General features: G+C 72.2%; 15 protein-coding genes and 2 tRNA genes. 13 read left to right on the top strand and 4 right to left on the bottom strand.

Features of this window, described 5'->3' with window-relative positions; genetic code table 11:
* Window positions 1-130 precede the first annotated feature (130 nt).
* The gene (locus JT721_RS00130) at window positions 131-1186 is read right to left on the bottom strand and encodes a metal ABC transporter substrate-binding protein (protein WP_205470859.1); all 1056 of its coding nucleotides are present in this window, start codon (window positions 1184-1186) and stop codon (window positions 131-133) included.
* 61 nt (window positions 1187-1247) lie between these two features.
* On the opposite strand from JT721_RS00130, the gene JT721_RS00125 reads away from it, so the two are divergent.
* From JT721_RS00125 to JT721_RS00080, 10 genes are all read left to right on the top strand, one after another.
* Window positions 1248-1568: an antibiotic biosynthesis monooxygenase gene (locus JT721_RS00125; protein WP_205470858.1), complete on the top strand. Its 321-nt coding sequence runs from the start codon at window positions 1248-1250 to the stop codon at window positions 1566-1568.
* Window positions 1569-1632: 64 nt separating this feature from the next.
* Window positions 1633-3027 carry a glycine--tRNA ligase gene (locus JT721_RS00120; RefSeq protein WP_205470857.1) on the top strand — a complete coding sequence of 465 codons (1395 nt, stop codon included), beginning with the start codon at window positions 1633-1635 and terminating at the stop codon, window positions 3025-3027.
* Window positions 3028-3053: 26 nt separating this feature from the next.
* The gene (locus JT721_RS00115) at window positions 3054-3734 is read left to right on the top strand and encodes a hypothetical protein (protein WP_205470856.1); all 681 of its coding nucleotides are present in this window, start codon (window positions 3054-3056) and stop codon (window positions 3732-3734) included.
* A 256-nt stretch (window positions 3735-3990) separates the two neighbouring features.
* Window positions 3991-5061, top strand: coding sequence for a tRNA dihydrouridine synthase DusB (gene dusB / locus JT721_RS00110; protein WP_374220846.1), 1071 nt, complete (start codon window positions 3991-3993; stop codon window positions 5059-5061).
* Between the two features lie 225 nt (window positions 5062-5286).
* Window positions 5287-6093, top strand: coding sequence for a mucin-2 protein (locus tag JT721_RS00105; RefSeq protein ID WP_205470854.1), 807 nt, complete (start codon window positions 5287-5289; stop codon window positions 6091-6093).
* A gap of 263 nt (window positions 6094-6356) precedes the next feature.
* A complete protein-coding gene (locus tag JT721_RS00100) occupies window positions 6357-7643 on the top strand; it encodes a deoxyguanosinetriphosphate triphosphohydrolase (RefSeq protein ID WP_205470853.1) in 1287 nt (428 codons plus the stop codon).
* On the top strand, window positions 7640-8554 hold the full coding sequence (locus tag JT721_RS00095; RefSeq protein WP_205470852.1) for a 2-hydroxyacid dehydrogenase: 915 nt from the start codon (window positions 7640-7642) through the stop codon (window positions 8552-8554). Before JT721_RS00100 ends, JT721_RS00095 begins: the two co-directional genes overlap by 4 nt.
* A gap of 58 nt (window positions 8555-8612) precedes the next feature.
* Window positions 8613-10499: a DNA primase gene (dnaG, locus tag JT721_RS00090; protein ID WP_205470851.1), complete on the top strand. Its 1887-nt coding sequence runs from the start codon at window positions 8613-8615 to the stop codon at window positions 10497-10499.
* Window positions 10496-10984: a hypothetical protein gene (locus tag JT721_RS00085; RefSeq protein WP_205470850.1), complete on the top strand. Its 489-nt coding sequence runs from the start codon at window positions 10496-10498 to the stop codon at window positions 10982-10984. Before dnaG ends, JT721_RS00085 begins: the two co-directional genes overlap by 4 nt.
* Before the next feature lie 66 nt (window positions 10985-11050).
* Window positions 11051-11123: transfer RNA gene (locus JT721_RS00080), tRNA-Asn, on the top strand.
* 381 nt (window positions 11124-11504) lie between these two features.
* Here JT721_RS00080 and JT721_RS00075 read toward each other — a convergent pair.
* Window positions 11505-15938, bottom strand: coding sequence for a family 78 glycoside hydrolase catalytic domain (locus JT721_RS00075; protein ID WP_205470849.1), 4434 nt, complete (start codon window positions 15936-15938; stop codon window positions 11505-11507).
* Between the two features lie 155 nt (window positions 15939-16093).
* Here JT721_RS00075 and JT721_RS00070 point away from each other — a divergent pair, with 155 nt between their 5' ends.
* Both JT721_RS00070 and JT721_RS00065 read left to right on the top strand, forming a co-directional pair.
* Window positions 16094-16381 (top strand): DUF1905 domain-containing protein, encoded by a 288-nt coding sequence (locus tag JT721_RS00070; protein WP_205470848.1) that lies wholly within the window; start codon window positions 16094-16096, stop codon window positions 16379-16381.
* Between the two features lie 419 nt (window positions 16382-16800).
* Window positions 16801-16874 (top strand) — tRNA-Ile (locus tag JT721_RS00065).
* Between the two features lie 7 nt (window positions 16875-16881).
* Here JT721_RS00065 and JT721_RS00060 read toward each other — a convergent pair.
* Window positions 16882-17301, bottom strand: a complete 420-nt coding sequence (locus JT721_RS00060) for a hypothetical protein (RefSeq protein ID WP_205470847.1) — start codon at window positions 17299-17301, stop codon at window positions 16882-16884.
* A gap of 87 nt (window positions 17302-17388) precedes the next feature.
* Between JT721_RS00060 and JT721_RS00055 the strand changes: the two genes are divergently transcribed.
* A complete protein-coding gene (locus JT721_RS00055) occupies window positions 17389-17637 on the top strand; it encodes a hypothetical protein (protein WP_205470846.1) in 249 nt (82 codons plus the stop codon).
* A gap of 232 nt (window positions 17638-17869) precedes the next feature.
* On the opposite strand, the gene JT721_RS00050 is transcribed toward JT721_RS00055, so the two are convergent.
* A complete protein-coding gene (locus JT721_RS00050; RefSeq protein WP_205470845.1) occupies window positions 17870-18100 on the bottom strand; it encodes a DUF2188 domain-containing protein in 231 nt (76 codons plus the stop codon).
* Between the last annotated feature and the right edge of the window lie 86 nt (window positions 18101-18186).

Here is an 18186-nt window from a genome sequence, read left to right as displayed (position 1 = left end):
TTTTGCCCCCGGCGTTGGCGCCCCCCCCCACCACCAACCCGCCGGGTCTCCCCGGGGGGGCCCCCGCCGCGGACGATCGGCCGGCCGCCGATGGCCACCGAGCCACCGGCCAGCCGGACGGGAGGGGCGCTCACGGGCACGCGTTGGCCTCCTGCAGGGCGCTCAGGTTCTGCTCCATCAGGCTCAGGTAGTCCTCGTCCTCGGTCTCGGCGGTGAGGCCCTCGACCGGGTCGAGCACCGCCGTGGCGAGGCCGAGGTCCTCCGCGAGCGTACGCGTCAGCCGGGGGCTGGCGAGCCGCTCGCTGAACACGGTGGTGATGCCGAGCTCCTCGATCAGCTCCTGGAGCCGGCCCAGGTCGGCCGGGGTCGGCTCGGCGTCGGGGGAGAGGCCGGCGACCGGGGCGAACTCCAGGCCGTACTTGCCGAGGTAGCCGAAGGCGTCGTGCGACACCACCACCGTGGTGCGCTCGCAGCCGGCCAGCCCGTCGGCGTAGGCCTCGTCGAGTGCGGTCAGGTCGGCGCGGAGCTCGGCGGCGTTGTCGGCGTAGGTGTCGGCGTGGTCGGGGTCGAGGTCGGAGAGCTCCTCGGCCACCGCGTCGCCGAGCTCGGCCATCCGCAGCGGGTCCTGCCAGAAGTGCGGGTCGAGGCCGCCGGCGTGGTCGTGGTCGTGGCCGTCGTCCTCGGTGTGCCCCTCCTCCTCGGCGTGCTCGTCCTCGTGCCCGGCCTCGTCCTCGTGGGCGGCCTCGTCCTCGTGGGCGGCCTCGTCCTCGTGGGCGGCCTCGTCCTCGTGGGCGTCGGCGTGCTCGTCCTCGGCGTGCTCCTCGTCGACGGTGCGGAGCCCGACCACCTCGGCGGCGTCGAGCACCACGCCCTCGGCGTTCTGCTCCACGGCGTCGTCGATGGCGGGCTGGAAGTCCTTCTCGAAGACCACGAGGTCGGCCTCGGTGATCTCGGCGGTCTCCTTGATGGTCGGCTCGAGGTCGTGCGGCTCGGCCCCGGGCGAGGTCAGCGTCGTGACCTCGGCGAGGTCGCCCGCCACCCGCTGCGCGACGTACTGCAGGGGATAGAACGCCGCCGCGACGCGCGGGCCGTCCTCGGTGGCGGAGGAGTCCGAGAACGCGGCACAGCCGCTGGCGAGCAGGACACCGGGTAGCAGCACGGCGAGCAGGGGAGCAGGCAACCTCATGAGAACGATTCTCAACCTTGGTGAGAACCATTGTCAAACTGGCAGGGACTAGGCTCGGGTCGTGATCGTGGTGAACCGGTTCCGGGTGCCCGAGGCGGAGGGCGAGGCGTTCCGCGGCCGGCTCGGCGCCGCGCTCGCGGCGCTGGCCGAGCGCCCCGGGCACCTCACCGGCACCATCGGCCGCAACGTCGACGACCCCACGCTGTGGGTGCTCACCACCACCTGGGAGCACGTCGGCGCCTACCGCCGCGCGCTGTCGGCGTACGACGTGAAGCTGCACGCCGTCCCGGTGCTCGGCCGGGCCCTCGACGAGCCCAGCGCCTACGAGGTCGTCGACGGCGACACCGTGCTGAATGCCGCCGAACCCCGGTCGATAGGCTGAGCGCCCACCCATCAGCGCCCGGGTCGGCAGCCAGCCGGCCCCGCGACCAGCAGGAGCACCACTCGTGGCCAAGCCGCCCGCAACCACCGTCGACACCGTCGTCTCCCTCGCCAAGCGGAGGGGCTTCGTCTACCCGTGCGGCGAGATCTACGGCGGCACCCGCTCCGCGTGGGACTACGGCCCGCTCGGCGTGGAGCTGAAGGAGAACATCAAGCGCCAGTGGTGGAAGTCGGTCGTGCAGATGCGCGACGACGTCGTCGGCCTCGACTCCTCGATCATCCTGCCGCGGCAGACCTGGGAGGCCAGCGGGCACGTCGAGACGTTCTCCGACCCGCTGACCGAGTGCCAGGCGTGCCACAAGCGGTTCCGGGCCGACCACCTCGCCGAGGAGTACGCCGAGAAGAAGGGCGTCGACGAGTCCGAGGTCGACCTGGCCAAGCTCGCCTGCCCCAACTGCGGCACCCGCGGCGCCTGGACCGAGCCGCGGCAGTTCTCCGGCCTGCTCAAGACCTACCTCGGCGTGATCGAGGACGAGTCGGGCCTGCACTACCTGCGGCCCGAGACCGCGCAGGGCATCTTCCTGAACTTCCCCAACGTGGTGACCTCGAGCCGCCAGAAGCCGCCGTTCGGCATCGCCCAGATCGGCAAGAGCTTCCGCAACGAGATCACACCCGGCAACTTCATCTTCCGCACCCGCGAGTTCGAGCAGATGGAGATGGAGTTCTTCGTCAAGCCGGGCGAGGACGAGGAGTGGCACCAGTACTGGATCGACGAGCGCACCCGTTGGTACACCGACCTCGGCATCGCGCCCGACAACCTGCGCCACTACGAGCACGCGCAGGAGAAGCTCAGCCACTACTCCAAGCGCACCGTCGACATCGAGTACCGCTTCGGGTTCACCGGCTCGGAGTGGGGTGAGCTCGAGGGCATCGCCAACCGCACCGACTTCGACCTCACCACCCACGGCAAGCACTCCGGCCAGGACCTCAGCTACTTCGACCAGGCCGCCGACGAGCGCTACGTGCCCTACGTCATCGAGCCCGCGGCGGGGCTCTCGCGCAGCCTGATGACCTTCCTCGTCGACGCCTACACCGAGGACGAGGCGCCCAACACCAAGGGCGGGGTCGACAAGCGCACCGTGCTCCGCCTCGACCCGCGCCTGGCCCCGGTGAAGGTCGCCGTGCTGCCGCTGAGCCGCAACACCGACCTGTCGCCCAAGGCCCGCGACCTGGCCGCCGAGCTGCGGCGCAGCTGGAACGTCGACTTCGACGACTCGGGCGCCATCGGCCGCCGCTACCGGCGCCAGGACGAGATCGGCACGCCGTTCTGCGTCACCGTCGACTTCGAGACCCTCGACGACCACGCGGTCACCATCCGCTCGCGCGACACCATGGCCCAGGAGCGGGTGCCGCTCGACGGCGTCTCCGCCTGGTTCGCGGCGCGTCTGCTCGGCTGCTGACGAGGGCCGACGTGCACAATGACCGCATGCCTCGCCCCGCCCGCCACCGCCTCGCCCTCGCCACGGCGCTGACCTGCGGGCTCGCCGGGCTGGCCGCGTGCTCGGGTGACGACGAGCCCACCGACGAGCCCACGTCGTCGTCCGACGCCGGGGAGTCGCCGTCGGTCGAGCCGCCGTACCTCCCGGTGCCGGCGGGGGTCGAGCTCAGCGAGCAGGGCAGCGAGCTGGCCGTCGGCGAGAGTGCCGTGGTGGCCTACCAGCCCCGTCAGGAGGCGGTCGGCGTGCTCGAGGTGACCGTCGACCGGCTGGAGCGGACGACGTTCAAGAAGTCGTTCGCCGGTTGGCAGCTCTCGGCCGACAACCGCAAGGCGAACCCCTACTTCGTGCGTGCCACGGTCACCAACCGCGGCGAGACCGACCTCGGCGGCCGCCCGGTGCCGCTCTACATCGTCGACGGCACCGACACCCTCATCGAGGCGACCCGGTTCAAGAGCACGTTCGCCCCGTGCACCCCCGGCGAGTTCCCGAAGAAGTTCCCACCCGGCCGGACCAAGAAGGTCTGCCTGGTCTACCTCTCGCCCGACAAGGGCGACCTCGTCGCCGTCAGCTTCCGCCCCACCCAGGAGTTCGACCCCATCACCTGGTCCGGCGAGGTGCTCGAGCCGGAGCCGAAGAAGCCGAAGGGCAAGGGCAGGCCCAACCGCTGACGGGAGGGCGTTCGGCCGGCGGGGGTTTCGAGACAGTCGCTAGCGCGACTTCCTCAACCACCGGTGCTCGCTGGTTGAGGAGGGACGAAGTCCCGTCTCGAAACCCGGTGGGACGACAGCCCTCCCTCGACCACCGGTGGCGCCGCTCGATTGGCCCGGCACCCGACGACCGCGGACAATGGAGTTCGTGACCACCCTGCCCCGCGACCTCACCCTCGGGTCGTTGCGCGTCCAGACGCCGGTGGTGCTGGCGCCGATGGCGGGGATCACCAACGCCGCCTACCGCCGGCTCTGCGCCGAGCAGGGGGCCGGTCTCTACGTCTGCGAGATGATCACCTCCCGCGGCGTGGTCGAGCGCGACGCCACCACCCTCGGCATGCTGGTCTTCGACGAGCTCGAGACCGTGCGCTCCGTGCAGCTCTACGGCACCGACCCGGTCTACGTCGGCAAGGCCACCGAGATCCTCTGCGCGGAGTACGGCGTGGGCCACGTCGACCTGAACTTCGGCTGCCCGGTGCCCAAGGTCACCCGCAAGGGCGGCGGGGGAGCGCTGCCGTGGAAGCGGACGCTGCTCGGCGAGATCCTCGAGCACGCGGTTGCGGCCGCGGCGCCGTACGGCGTGCCGGTGACGATGAAGACGCGCAAGGGCATCGACGACGATCACCTCACCTACCTCGACGCCGGACGGATCGCGCAGGAGGCGGGCTGCGCCGCCATCGCCCTGCACGGTCGGACCGTGGCCCAGGCCTACTCGGGGCGGGCCGACTGGGACGCGATCGGCGCCCTGGTCGAGCACGTCGACATCCCGGTGCTCGGCAACGGCGACATCTGGGAGGCGGCCGACGCCGTCCGGATGGTCGAGGAGACCGGGGCCGCCGGCGTGGTGGTCGGCCGCGGCTGCCTGGGCCGACCGTGGCTTTTCCGCGACCTCGCGGCGGCGTTCGCGGGCGAGCAGGTCGCCACGCTGCCGCGGCTGGGCGAGGTCACCGCGATGATGCGCCGTCACGCCGAGCTGCTCTGCCACCACCTGGGCGAGGAGCGGGGCTGCAAGGAGTTCCGCAAGCACGTGTCGTGGTACCTCAAGGGCTTCGCGGTGGGCGGTGAGGTGCGGCGCTCGCTGGCCCTGGTCGCGACCCTGGCCGACCTCGACGACCGCCTCTCCGGGCTCGACCCCGACGAGGAGTTCCCGGCCTCCGAGCTGGGCGCCCCGCGGGGCCGTCAGGGCTCGCCGCGCGAGCGGGTGGTGCTGCCGGAGGGCTGGCTCGACGACACCGACGGCACCGGCTCTGGCCTGGCCGAGGACGCCCACGAGGTCACCGGAGGCTGAGCCGGACCCCGCTGTGGACAGGGGCTGGGGTGACGAAGGCCACCTGTGGTTGAATCCTCGACGATTGGGATTGCCCGACGAGGTGTGTTTCAGTCGATGTTCGCGCGGGGAGCCACAGCGACCTGCGCGGTGCAATGTCCGCAACAGCGAAGGAATCAGCGCGTGGCAGACCATCGCCACAAGCGGGAGCTCCCAGCCCGTAACCGTCCGAGCGGCGTCGCCATCATGGCTCCCCTCGCGGTGCTCGCAACCGCCGTGACCATCCCGATCGGGATGGCGCTGGGCGGCGGCGCCTCCCCGTCCCAGTCCCCCTCCGCCGGAGCCGGTATCGGCGCCGCGGCCGACGTCGGCACCCGCGAGGGCGCGCCCGTGAGCCGCAGCAACAGCCGGGTGGCCCCGCCCCGCACCTACTCGGTCAAGGCCCCGGCGCTGACCTCCAAGGTCGCGACCAAGGCCGCCATCCGGGCCGCCAAGCAGAAGAAGACCCAGCTCTGGACCACCGAGGACCTCAACCTCTGGGCCGAGCCGGGCAAGAAGGCCGAGAAGGTCGGCGAGATCCCCGCCGCCGAGCAGGTCCTGGTCACCGGCCGGATGCTCTGGGGCCGGGTCGAGGTCGTCGTCGACGGCAAGTCGCGCTGGGTCACCGACGGCTTCCTGGCCACCGAGAAGCCGTTCTCGATCGGCGCCCCCTGCACCAACGGCACCAGCGTGCCCTCGGGCGTCAGCCCCAACATCGTCAAGGTCCACGAGGCCGTCTGCGGCAACTTCCCGGAGATCTCCGTCTACGGCACGTTCCGCAGCGACGGTGAGCACAGCCAGGGCCTGGCCGTCGACATCATGGTCAGCGGTGACCGCGGCTGGGAGGTCGCGGAGTTCGTGCGCGAGCACTACGCCGAGCTCGGCGTCAATTACCTCATCTACTCCCAGCAGATCTGGTCGGTCGAGAGGTCGTCCGAGGGCTGGCGCGGCATGTCCGACCGCGGCTCCGCGACGGCCAACCACTACGACCACGTCCACGTCACCACGTACTGATCCGCGTGGAGCGCGCCCTCGTCCGTGGTGACGTGGGCGTGCGAGGTGTGGTTGAGCGCCGACCCGGCGGTACTGCCGCGGAGGAGCGAAGCGGGGGAGTGGCCGTAGCGCCGGGTCGGCGCAAGGCCAGCCGACGTCCAACCGGACAGACAGCCCGGCGAGCGCAGCGAGCACGGGCGCACGCCGTGGACGGGCCCCATCACCGGCGGCCTCGCGGCCGACCACCCACTCCGTCGGCTGCACCGCCTAGAGTCGACCCCGCCATGGACACCGCCGAGCTCTACGACGACCACGACCGCGAGCGGCTGGTCCCCGAGCCGCCGAAGCGGGTCGACGCGCCGGTGCGGACGGCGTTCGAGCGCGACCGGGCCCGGCTGGTGCACGCGGCGGCGTTCCGGCGGCTGGCGGCCAAGACCCAGGTGGTGGGGCCGCAGACCGACGACTTCGTCCGCAACCGGCTGACCCACAGCCTCGAGGTGGCCCAGGTGGCGCGCGACCTGTCCAAGGCGCTCGGCAGCCAGCCCGACATCGCCGAGACCGCGGCGCTGGCCCACGACCTCGGGCACCCGCCGTTCGGCCACAACGGCGAGCGGGTGCTCGCCGAGCTGAGCGAGCCGTGCGGCGGCTTCGAGGGCAACGCCCAGACGCTGCGGCTGCTGACCCGGCTGGAGGCCAAGACCGTCGACGCCGACGGCCGCTCGGTGGGGCTGAACCTCACCCGGGCCACCCTCGACGCCTGCACCAAGTACCCGTGGCCGCGCGAGCACGCCGAGCGGCCGGCCGGCGTGCACGCCGACGGCTCGCCCCGGGTGATCCGCAAGTTCGGGGTCTACGACGACGACAAGCCGGTCTTCGGCTGGGTGCGCGACGGCGCACCTCTCGACGGCGGCGGGATCCGCCAGTGCCTGGAGGCGCAGGTGATGGACCTCGCCGACGACGTCGCCTACTCCGTCCACGACGTCGAGGACGGCGTGGTGGCCGGCCGGGTCGACCTGACCCGCCTCGACACCGCGGCGGTGTGGACGACGGTGCGCGACTGGTACCTGCCCGCCGCCACCGACGACGAGCTCGACGCGGCGCTGGCCGGGCTGCGGGCCCAGGCGAGCTGGCCCGACGTCGCCCACGACGGGTCGCGACGGGCGCTGGCCGCGCTGAAGAACCTGACCAGCGACCTGATCGGCCGGTTCTGCGGGGCCGTGCAGCACGCCACCTTCGGCGCGGCCGAGGGGCCGTTCGTGCGCTACCGCGCCGACCTGGTCGTGCCCCACGAGACCCGGCTCGAGGTGGCGATCCTCAAGGGGATCGCGGCCCACTACGTCATGCAGGCCGAGGACCGGGTCGCGCTGATGGTGCGCCAGCGCACCCTGCTGGCCGAGCTGGTCGAGGAGCTGCTGCGCCGCGGGCCCGACGCCCTCGAGCCGCCGTACGCCGGCGACTGGCGCGCCGCCGACGACGACCGGGCCCGGCTGCGGGTGGTGGTCGACCAGGTCGCCTCGCTCACCGACGCCAGTGCGGTCGCCTGGCACCGCGAGCTGGTGGCGTCCCGATGAGCGCCCCGCTCGTCTGGCTGCCGTTCGAGCCGGAGCAGCTGGGCGACCCGCCCGACTCGCTGCGCTACGAGGTGGTCGACACCCTCGACCAGGTGCCCGACTCGGTCTCCGAGGTCGAGCTCTGGGTGCCCCCGTACCTGATGTCGTCCGACGTCGCCGACGTGCTGCCCCGGATGACCTCGCTCCGGGTGGTGCAGACCCTGACCGCGGGCGTCGACAACGTCCGCGACCGGGTGCCCGACGGGGTCACGCTCTGCAACGGCCGCGGCATCCACGACACCTCCACCGCCGAGCTCGCGCTGACGCTGGTGCTGGCGGCGATGAACGGCGTGCCGACCTTCGTGCGCGACCAGGACCGCCACCTGTGGCCGCCGACCTGGCGCACCGCGCTGGCCGACCGCCGGGTGCTGCTGGTCGGCACCGGCTCGGTGGGCCGGGCGATCGAGGCACGGCTGGCGCCGTTCGAGGTCGACGTGGTGCGGGTGGCCCGCACCGCCCGCGACGGCGTGCACGCCATCGACGAGCTGCCCGACCTGCTGCCCGACGCCGACGTGGTGATCCTGGTCGTCCCGCTCACCGACGAGACCCGCGGCCTGGTCGACGCCGACCTGCTCGGCCGGATGAAGGACGGCGCGCTGCTGGTCAACCTGGCCCGCGGCGCGGTCGTGGTCACCGAGGACCTGGTCGATGCACTGCGCTCGGGCCGGATCCGGGCCGCGGTCGACGTCACCGACCCCGAGCCGCTGCCGTCCGGCCACCCGCTCTGGGACGCCCCCAACCTGCTGGTCTCGCCCCACGTCGGCGGGGCGTCCACGGCGATGTGGCCGCGCGCGCACCGGCTGGTGCGCGACCAGCTGTACCGCTTCGCCGCCGGCGAGCCGCTGGCCAACGTGATGACCGGCGCCTACTGATCCCCACCCGTCGTGGCCGCCCGGTCCGCCCCGGTGGCGGCCGCCGTAGACTCGCCGCGTGGCAGGCCGGATCCGTGAGGAGAGCATCCAGGAGGTGCGGGAGAAGGCCCGGATCGACGAGGTCGTCTCCCAGTACGTCACGCTCCGCAACGCCGGCTCGGGGTCGATGAAGGGCCTGTGCCCGTTCCACGACGAGAAGTCGCCCTCGTTCAACGTCCGCCCCTCCCACGGAACGTTCCACTGCTTCGGCTGCGGGGAGGGCGGCGGAGTCATCGACTTCGTCATGAAGATCGACGGCCTGGGCTTCATCGAGACCGTCGAGCGGCTCGCCGACCGGTTCGGCGTCGTGCTCAAGCGCGAGGAGGGCGACGGTCGCGACGACCGTCCCCGCGGCCCGGCCCGCGGCAAGCTGGTCGAGGCGCACCGGGTGGCCCAGGAGTTCTACGCCGAGCAGCTGCTCACCCCGGCCGCCCAGGTGGCCCGCCAGTTCCTCAGCGACCGCGGCTTCGACGCGGCCGCCGCCGAGACGTTCGGTGTCGGCTACTCACCCCGCGACGGCGAGGTGCTCTACCGCCACCTGCGCCAGCGCGGCTTCTCCGACGACGAGGTCGTCGCCGCCGGCCTGGTGGCGGTCGGGCGGTCGCCGTACGACCGGTTCCGGGGGCGGCTGATGTGGCCGATCCGCGAGGCGAGCGGCGACACGATCGGGTTCGGAGCGCGGCGCATCCACGACGACGACCGGATCGAGGCCAAGTACCTCAACACCTCCGAGACGCCCATCTACAAGAAGAGCCAGGTGCTCTACGGCATCGACCTGGCCCGCAAGGAGATGGGGCGCACCTCGCAGGCGGTCGTGGTCGAGGGCTACACCGACGTGATGGCCTGCCACCTGGCCGGCGTCGGCACCGCCGTCGCCACCTGCGGCACGGCGTTCGGCGACGAGCACGCCAAGGTGCTGCGCCGGTTCATGGCCGACCACGAGGAGTTCCGTGGCGAGGTCATCTTCACCTTCGACGGCGACGCCGCCGGGCAGAAGGCGGCGCTGCGCGCGTTCGGCGGCGACCAGAACTTTGTCTCCCAGACCTACGTCACCGTCGAGCCCAGCGGCATGGACCCCTGCGACCTGCGGATCAAGGAGGGGGACGCCGCCGTCCGCGAGCTGGTGGCACGGCGGGTGCCGCTCTACCGGTTCGTGCTCACCAACATCGTCGGCAAGTACGACCTCGACCGCGCCGACGGCCGGGTCGACGCGCTGCGCGACGGCGCCCGGCTGGTCTCGAGCATCCGCGACAAGTCCAAGGTCGACGCGTTCGCCCGCGAGCTCGCCGGGATGATCGGCGTCGACATGGAGGAGGCCCGCGCCGAGGTACGGCGGGCCGCCGGTCGCCGTCCGGGTCGGCCGGAGCAGGTGACCGCATCCCAGGCCGCGCAGCAGCCCGAGACTCCGGCCCGCCGCCGGCTGCCCGACCTGCGCGACCCGCGGTTCGGCATCGAGCGCGAGACGCTCAAGCTGGTCGTCCAGCACCCGATGGTGGTCGGGCGCACCACGGTCGACGTCGGCGCCAACGACTTCACCCACCCCACCTACCGCGCGGTCTGGGAGCTGGTGGAGAGGCTCGGCGGCACCGTCGCCGGGGTCGACGACCCCACGTGGGCGGGCCGGCTCCGTGACGCCGCGGGCGCCCCCGAGGTGGCCTCGGCCGTCTCGGCGCTGGCGGTGGAGCCGCTGCTGACCGCCAAGGTCCCCGACGCCGGCTACGTCGCCCACCACGTCGTCCGGCTGCGCGAGCTGACCGCCCTGCGACGCATCGCCGAGGTGAAGTCGAAGGTGCAGCGGATGGATCCCATCAAGCAGGCCGACGACTACAACCGCCTGTTCGGCGAGCTCGCCGCCCTGGAGCAGCACCGCCGCGAGCTCCGCGACCGGATCGTGGGCAACCAGTGAGGCTCCGCGGGCGCCGTCCCGACCCGGTGCCGGTGGGGCCGGGGGAGCGGGTGCTGGCGAGCGCCCAGACCGTCGACGGCCCGATGGCCGGCACCGCCGTCGCCCTCTACCTGCCCGGCGGCCGCCGGATCCCGTGGCAGGAGGTCGAGGCCGCCGGCTGGGACGCCGACGAGACCCTGCTCCGGGTGCGCGAGGTCGGCTCCTGGGGCGAGGTGCGCCCCGAGCACCGCCTCAGCGTCGCCGAGCCGGGTCGCCTGCTGGAGCTGCTGCGCGAGCGGGTGATGGCCAGCATCGTGCTGCACCGCCGGTTCGAGGTGGACGGTCAGCGTGGCTTCAAGGTGCTCGGCCGCCGGACCCCCCACGGGCACGGCGAGATCGCCTGGCTGGTCGACTACGACGCCGGCCTCGACCCCGCCGACCCGGCCGTGGTGGCCGCCGTCGAGGCCGCCCTGACCACCGTCCGGCGCGAGGTCGGCGAGGACTGACCGGCCCCGCCCCTCGATTTTCGCTCGGGTCGGGCCGCTTGCTAAGGTTTCCCGCGCTGCACCCGATCCCCTGTAGCTCAACTGGCAGAGCATTCGGCTGTTAACCGGAGGGTTGTTGGTTCGAGTCCAACCGGGGGAGCAGAGCGAAGGGCCCGGTCCTCGAACCGGGCCCTTCGGCATGTCCGGGGTGTCTCGCGGCAGGTCAAAGAGCACGAACAGCGCAATTGCGCGGTTGCGGTCGTTACCCGGGCGGCTCAAGGTGCACGAACGGCGCAATTGCGTGGTTCTGGTCGCTTGCGGGCCCGCCCAACCTGCCGGAACCGCTCAATCGCGTAGTTCTGGTCGTTACCCGCCCGGCTCGATCGGCACGAACGGCGCAATTGCGTGGTTCTGGTCGCCACCCGGGTCGCCAGGGGTGCCCGAACGGCGCCTTTGCGCGGTTCGTGCACCGGTGACCCCCACGCACGACCGCGGCCGACCCACCCGAGGGCGGATCGGCCGAGGTCGAGGCGGGAGCGCGTCAGCGACGCACCCGCACCCACACCGTCGCGCTGCTCCCCTGCACGTCGGCAGAACCGCGGTAGACCACGCGCACCTTCACCCGCCCCAGCGGCAGCCGACCCGTGCGCAGCCGCACCTTGGTCACGCCGGCGACGACCCGGGCCGAACCGACCTGACGATCGCGGGCCATCAGCACCACCCGCCCGGTGGGGGCGAGACCCACGGCGGCGACGCGGGCCTTGATCGTCGCGACCTTGCCGCGACGCACGCTCCCCGGCGCGGTCGCGCGGGTGCGGGAGAGGGCCTTGAGCACCCGGAGCCGGGTCGTGGCCTGGCTGCCGGCGACCGCTGCGTCGCCGCCGTAGACCGCGCGCAGGGTGTGCTGGCCGACCGGGAGCGACTTGGTCGCGACCCGCACCACGGCGCGGCCCGCCGACAGCGGGACGGAGCCGAGGCGGCGCTCGCCCGACCACACGACCACGCTGCCGGTGGGCTCGGCTCCGGTGGCCCGCACCTGCACCGCGACGTCCACGCTGCCGCCCTTGCGGACGACGGCCGGGGCGGTGACGGTCGTCGTGGAGGCGACCGGGTCGACCACCGGGTCGCCGGCGCCGAACGACCACTCGCCCGAGCCGACCCGGAAGTCCGCGCGGCCGTCGGCGGTGCCGAGCGGCTCGGCCTCGGTCGGCGCGTCGACGACCTGGCCCTCGGCCACGGGCACCGACACCACGGCGGTGGCACCGGGGGGCACCTCGACGTCGAGGTCGAGCTCGCCGCCGGTGAGCGTCCAGCTCGACGACACCTCGCCCAGCGGCGTGCGCACCGAGCCGGCGGCCCGGGTCAGGTCGCCGACGAGCTGCGGGGCGACCGAGATGGTGCGGTAGCCGGGGGCGGTCGGCGTGATGCCGGCGAGGTCCTCGAAGAACCAGTCGTCGATGGTGCCGAGGAAGTAGTGGTTGCGCGAGCGGTAGTCGTCCCACGCCTCCCACATGCTCGTCGACCCCTCGGCCGACTCGAACCAACGGCCCCAGCTCGGGTAGTCGGTCTGGGTGGCGACCCGGTAGGCGAGGTCGCCGTGGCCGTGCTCGGTGAGCAGCGGTAGCAGGTACTTGGTGCCGAGCACACCCGTCCACAGGTGGTCGTCGCGCTCCTCGCTGATGTCGCGGGCGAGGTTGTCGACCACGCGCTGCACGTCGCCGTCGGGCACCAGCCCGAACGCCACGGCCAGCACGTTGTGGGTCTGCCGGTAGCCGGCCTGGGCGTCGCGGTAGACACCCGCGTCGGCGTCGTAGAACGCCGCGTTGAAGGCGGTCCGGATCTCCGCCGCCTCCTCGCGCAGCTCGGCCGCGTCGGCCGGGCGGTCGAGCAGGTCGGCCATGTCGGCGGCGACCCGGGTCATCTCGTAGACGTACGCCGTCGCCGAGACCCGCATGTCCTCCGGCGGGTTGCCGACCTGGTCGGGCGACATGTAGTCGCCCAGGCCGGTGGAGGAGATGTGGTCGACCGCGGTGCTGTGCTCGAGCCGCAGGTAGTCGAGGATGCCGTCGAAGTGCTCCTCGATCACGCGCCGGTCGCCGGTCTCCTCGTACATCCACCAGGGGATCAGCACGTAGGCGGCGTGCCAGGTCGGTGACTGCATGTTGACGCCCCAGTCCCAGTCGGGGTCCGGCGCGATCAGGGCGGGCCGCCCGTCGGCGTGTCGCGAGTCGCTGACGTCGTCGAGCCACTTGGTGAGCAGCGGGTGGATGTCGAAGTTGCGCAGGAACATCTGCGCGCCCAGCTGGGCGTCGCCCGTCCAGCCGTTCTTCTCGTACGTCGGGGTGTCGGTCGGGATGTGGTGGAGGTTGTTGAGCATCGTGTCCACCGCCCCCCGGTGGATCTGGTCGAACAGCGGCTCGGACGACGAGAACGACGACGTCTCGGCCACGTCGGTGTGCACGACGCGGGCCTCGATGTCGCCCAGCTCCGGACCGTCGCCGGGCCAACCGGTGATCTCGACGAACCGGAAGCCCTTGTAGGAGAACTTCGGCTCCCACGTCTCGCCGCCCGGACGGCCGGCCAGCGTGTAGCGGTCGGTCTGGAAGTCGCCCCCGGTGAACCCGGTCGAGCTGTTCACCCGGCCGCCGTCGAGGAGCCGCTCGCCGTAGCGAAGCTGCACCTCGTCGCCGACCTTGCCCTCGACGTGGATGCGGGCCCACCCCGCCACCTGCCTCGGGAAGGTCGCGACGAAGACGCCGGGCGCGGGCTCGGTGATGCCGGTGGCGGCGAGGGTCTCGGTGACGCGGACCGGTGGCTGGGTGCGCGCGCGGAGCGCACCCGTCGGGCCGGTGACGACGCCCGGCCGGTCCCACTCGCCGTCGTCGTAGCCCGGGGTGTCGGCGCCGACCGGCTCGCGGCGGGCGTCGTAGAAGTCGCCCTCGTAGAGCGAGTCGTACGTCGTGGCGCCGTCGGTCACCCGCCAGTCGGCGGCGTCGGTGCCGATCACCTCGGTGGAGCCGTCGGTGTGCACCACGCGCAGCACGGCCCGCACGGCAGGGTCGTCCTGGTGCCAGGGCGCCCGCTCCCAGCCCCAGGAGTTGGAGGTCTGCATGGAGTAGAAGCCGCGACCGAGCTCGAAGGTGAGCGCGTTCGGGCCGTCCGTCAGCGCGTCGGTGACGTCGTGGGTGGCGTAGTGCACCCGCTCCTCGTAGTCGGTGTGGCTCACCGAGAGCACCTCGTCAGACACGGGCGCGCCGTTGAGGCGGGCGTCGACCAAACCGGCGCCGGCGACGTAGAGCCGGGCGCTGGCGACGTCGCCGTCGAGGTCGAACTCCCGACGCAGCACCGGCGCGGCGTCGCGCTCGACGACCACGACGTTGGAGCCCCAGTCACCGGAGCCGTAGGGGGCGTGCACGACCGCAGCCGACCAGGCGGCGTCGTCGAAGCCCGGCGCCTGCCAGCCGGCGGGCGCCTCCTGGGTGCTGCGCCACGACGCGTCGGTCGGCACCAGCACGACGTGGCCGTCGTCGTAGGTCAGGCGGACGTAGCCGAGCAGGCCGGCGGGGGAGTTCGCGCCGCTGGCGAACTTGTTGTTGTGGGCCTCCACGGCGATCGTGTTGGCGCCGTCCGAGAGGTTGGTCAGCGGCACGATCTCGGCCTGCCGCCAGGCCTCGGCGCCGGTCGACGAGCGCCCGACCAGCTGGCCGTTGATCCAGGCGGTGAACCGGTCGTCCGCGGTCATCACCAGCACCGCCTCGGTCAGCGTGCGGGTCGGGTCGACCTCGAAGCCCTTGCGGAACATCCGGGTGCCCTCGGGGGCGGCGGGCGGGGTGCCGTCGGCGAACCAGATCCACGACGCCTCGTCGAGCGAGGCCTGCAGGTCGGTGCCGGGCGGCACGGTCACGCCGTTGCCCCACGGGCCGGAGCCGTACGTCGCGTGCTCGCGCACCGGCGTCCAGGCGGTGTCGTCGAAGCCGGGCGTCGCCCAACCGGTCGGCGCGGTGGTCGAGGAGCGCCAGCCCGACTCGGCGTCGGTGCGACGTACCACGGAGCTGCCGTCGGTGTGCTTGACCCGGATCTTGGCCAGCACGCCGGCGGGCGACGGCACCTGGTTGCCCGCGGCCTCCCACGAGTTGCGCGCCTCGACAGCCAGGACGTCGTTGTCACCGGTGAGCTCGACCTCGAAGCGCTGGGCGGTCATCCAGGTGTGGGCCGCGTCGGGGCTGGCGCCCACCGGCTCGCCGTTCACGAAGAGGCGGTAGCCGTCGTCGGCGGTGATGAGCACCTCGGCCGACTCGGCGCTCTTGCCCTGCGCGGGGGCCAGGTCGGTGCGGAAGTAGCGCTGGCCGGCGGGAGCCGCCGGCGGGTTGACGGTCTCGGCGTGCCACACCCAGCGGGCGCCGGCCAGGTCGAGCGGCTCGTCGTCGCCCTCGGCCGGCGACGAGATCCACTCCGACCCCGACCAGCCGTCGGGGTCGAGCCCGGTCTCGAACCACGACGGCTCGCTCCACGCTGCGCCGCCCGCGGTGCCGGTGTCGACCCGGACCGCCCAGTGGTACCGCGTCGCCGGGTCGAGCGCCGGCCCGTCGTACCCCACCTCGGCAGAGGTGGGCGAGGTGACCGTGCCGCTGTCCCACACCTCGCCGTCTCCCGCGGCGGCCGCTGCGGCGGAGGTCGCCACCACGATCCGGTACGACTGCTGCACGACGCCGCGGCCGGTGCTCGTGAGGGTCCAGGAGAAGCGAGGCCGCTCCACGTCGATCCCGAGCGGGGTCACGGTGTTCTCGGTGCGGAGCCCGCCGACGGCCACCGGCGCCACGGCGGCCGACGAGGTCTCGCCGCTCGGGCCGGGGTCGGGCTGGGCGGTCGCCGGGCCGGTGGTCGGCCACACCAGGGCCAGGGCCAGCCCGGCGGCGAGCAGGGGAGCGGCCCGCCGGGCACGGCGGGAGGACGGAGCGGGAGGAGGCGTCGGCACCGAGGGATCCTTTGCGCGAGCTCAGGCGCTGAATCGTTTCAGCGCGAGGGTGACCGACGTTACATCCGGCGTTCGCGCACCGGCAACGGCGGACCCGTGACCGCTTCCGGCCAAGAGTCCGCCCGCCCGCGACTGCGGGCACCTAGGTTGACGCCATGGACCTGGAGTTCAGCGGCGAGGTGATCCACTGGCGCGGCCCGGCGCCCCACCACTTCGTGGTCGTGCCCGAGGAGGAGTCGGCGGCGATCGAGGACACCTCGGCGCTCACCAGCTACGGCTGGGGCGTCATCCCCGTCTCGTGCCGGATCGGCGCCACGACGTTCACCACCTCGCTGTTCCCCCGCGAGGACCGCTACCTGCTGCCGGTGAAGGTCGCCGTCCGCCGGGCCGAGGAGATCGAGCTCGGCGACGTCGTCGCGGTGCGGATGACCATCGACCTCTGAGCGCGAGTAGGCTCCACCAGCGCGGCCCGGCGGGCCCCGCGGCGGTAGCTCAGTCAGGGAGAGCGGAGGACTCACAATCGCGGGGTTCAGCGTGAATCGGCCTCATCGACAGGCCGAAACCTCTCTCGAACCACTCCAACGTGGGTTGCGTGAGCTGTTCGGTAGACGTGACAGACCGCCCTACGTCGAGACCGCTGGTTGTCGAGGGCGAGCGCCGCGTGCTCACCTTTGGGTCGTCGGCCAGACCGCGGACGACGGCACGCGCGCAATCGCGCTGTTGCCCGGTGAATGCATGGCGGTGTCGTACTCGTACTCTGAGAGTTCGGTCACTTCTGCAGGCTGCACATGACACGACCCGCCTGGCGGCACGGGAGAAGTTGGCGCCGGTGTCGCAAGGAGCCGGGTTAGGGTCCAGCCTCGGGGCAGTAGCTCAGTTGGTTAGAGCAGGAGACTCATAATCTCCCAAGCGCGGGTTCGAGTCCCGCCTGCCCCACCTGTTCTCAGCCTTCGTCTTCCTCGGTGAGGGCCGGGAACTCGTATAGATGCCGGACCTCTTCGTGCTTCTTCTGCTCCGCAACGAGGAATGGCACCAACCGCGTGTCCATCTCCTCTGGCGGGAGTCCGCTCACCTCGATGGATTGGCCCTCGCCGTTTGTCAACCGAACGACCCGATGCCTGTGTCGGCCGGTGACAGCTCGGATCACCGCAGCGATGCCGCCCAGGCCGCCCGCTATGGAAGCCATAAGGACCGTCAGTTCACCCATGCTGGCTGAGGCGGTGACGGGTGTGCCCAGGAAGACTTGTTCGCGGCGCAGATCGTTTGCGACCTCCATGAACATCTCCGGGGGAACGCGCAGCTGAAGTGCAGGACGAGGATCCGACGCCGGCCCCACGTCGATGACAATCGGAGTTTCATCCATGGTCGAAGCGTGACACAGCGCGCCGACAACAGGCTGAGGCCAAGCCACCGCGTGACGCCGACCGTTGCGACCCGCACAATCAGCGGCATGAGACGTCTGCTGACCAGCGCAGTGCTTGCTTCCTCGCTGTTGCTCGGTGGCTGCCGGGGCGACGGGGGCGACGACGGCACGACCTTGAGTGATCTTCGAGATGCAATCGACGACCCTGCGACGAAGTGCGCTGAACTGATCTCAATAAAGAACGAACTGGACCCGAAGTCCTCCGACTATGAGCGTGCGCCAGACCTGCTGCGGTCGGTCGGCTGCTACAACTCGTCCTCCACCCGCACCGGTTAAGGTCAGGAACACTCGGCAAATCACTCGGCTTCGCCCCTCCGGACACCTCCCAAGGGACAACTCCAAAGGTCCCTGGGCGGCTCTCATCGGATGAGCGGCTGCGAGCGTCAAGCACACATCCGCCGGGGGCGCCGGAGTCAGCAGCTAGCGACCGACATTGGGCCCGCCTCATAATCCTTGGGTCGTGGGTTCGAGCCCCACCCGCCCTACCAGCCCTCGCTGCATCACCCGGTCAGCCCGCGACGTCGCGCGGGTCGTGACCGTGGCTGTCCCGCTCGCCGATGGTGCCGTCGAGGTTCCTCACGATGTGCTCCACCCCGCGCTGGCGGGCGGCGTTGCGCCCGTCCTCGACGGCGTAGTCCTTGCGGTCGTGGGAGCGGCCGATCGTGCCGCCACCTTCGATCCGGTTGCGCCACGTCCCGCTCTCGCGGTCGTGGAACGTCTCGATGTCACCTTGCGGCACGGTGTCCTCCTCGGGTCCGCTGGACGAGGCGTGGGGCCCCCGGGCCGGGGGGCCGCCGCGCGGGGGGGTCCGGCCGCCCCGCGGCC

It is taken from the genome of Nocardioides sp. SYSU D00038 (assembly GCF_016924665.1).
In the GTDB taxonomy this organism is placed as follows: domain Bacteria; phylum Actinomycetota; class Actinomycetes; order Propionibacteriales; family Nocardioidaceae; genus Nocardioides.
Note: the sequence above shows the minus strand (reverse complement) of the source record. Positions and strands in the feature narration are given on the sequence as shown.

What these genes read in the sequence shown, in the direction of transcription:
- JT721_RS00130 (WP_205470859.1), bottom strand. Translation starts at nt 1,186, where the DNA reads ATGAGGTTGCCTGCTCCCCTGCTCGCCGTGCTGCTACCCGGTGTCCTG.
- JT721_RS00115 (WP_205470856.1), top strand. Translation starts at nt 3,054, where the DNA reads ATGCCTCGCCCCGCCCGCCACCGCCTCGCCCTCGCCACGGCGCTGACC.
- dusB (WP_374220846.1), top strand. Translation starts at nt 3,991, where the DNA reads ATGGCGGGGATCACCAACGCCGCCTACCGCCGGCTCTGCGCCGAGCAG.
- JT721_RS00100 (WP_205470853.1), top strand. Translation starts at nt 6,357, where the DNA reads ATGGACACCGCCGAGCTCTACGACGACCACGACCGCGAGCGGCTGGTC.
- JT721_RS00105 (WP_205470854.1), top strand. Translation starts at nt 5,287, where the DNA reads ATGGCTCCCCTCGCGGTGCTCGCAACCGCCGTGACCATCCCGATCGGG.
- JT721_RS00070 (WP_205470848.1), top strand. Translation starts at nt 16,094, where the DNA reads ATGGACCTGGAGTTCAGCGGCGAGGTGATCCACTGGCGCGGCCCGGCG.
- JT721_RS00060 (WP_205470847.1), bottom strand. Translation starts at nt 17,301, where the DNA reads ATGGATGAAACTCCGATTGTCATCGACGTGGGGCCGGCGTCGGATCCT.
- JT721_RS00055 (WP_205470846.1), top strand. Translation starts at nt 17,389, where the DNA reads ATGAGACGTCTGCTGACCAGCGCAGTGCTTGCTTCCTCGCTGTTGCTC.
- JT721_RS00095 (WP_205470852.1), top strand. Translation starts at nt 7,640, where the DNA reads ATGAGCGCCCCGCTCGTCTGGCTGCCGTTCGAGCCGGAGCAGCTGGGC.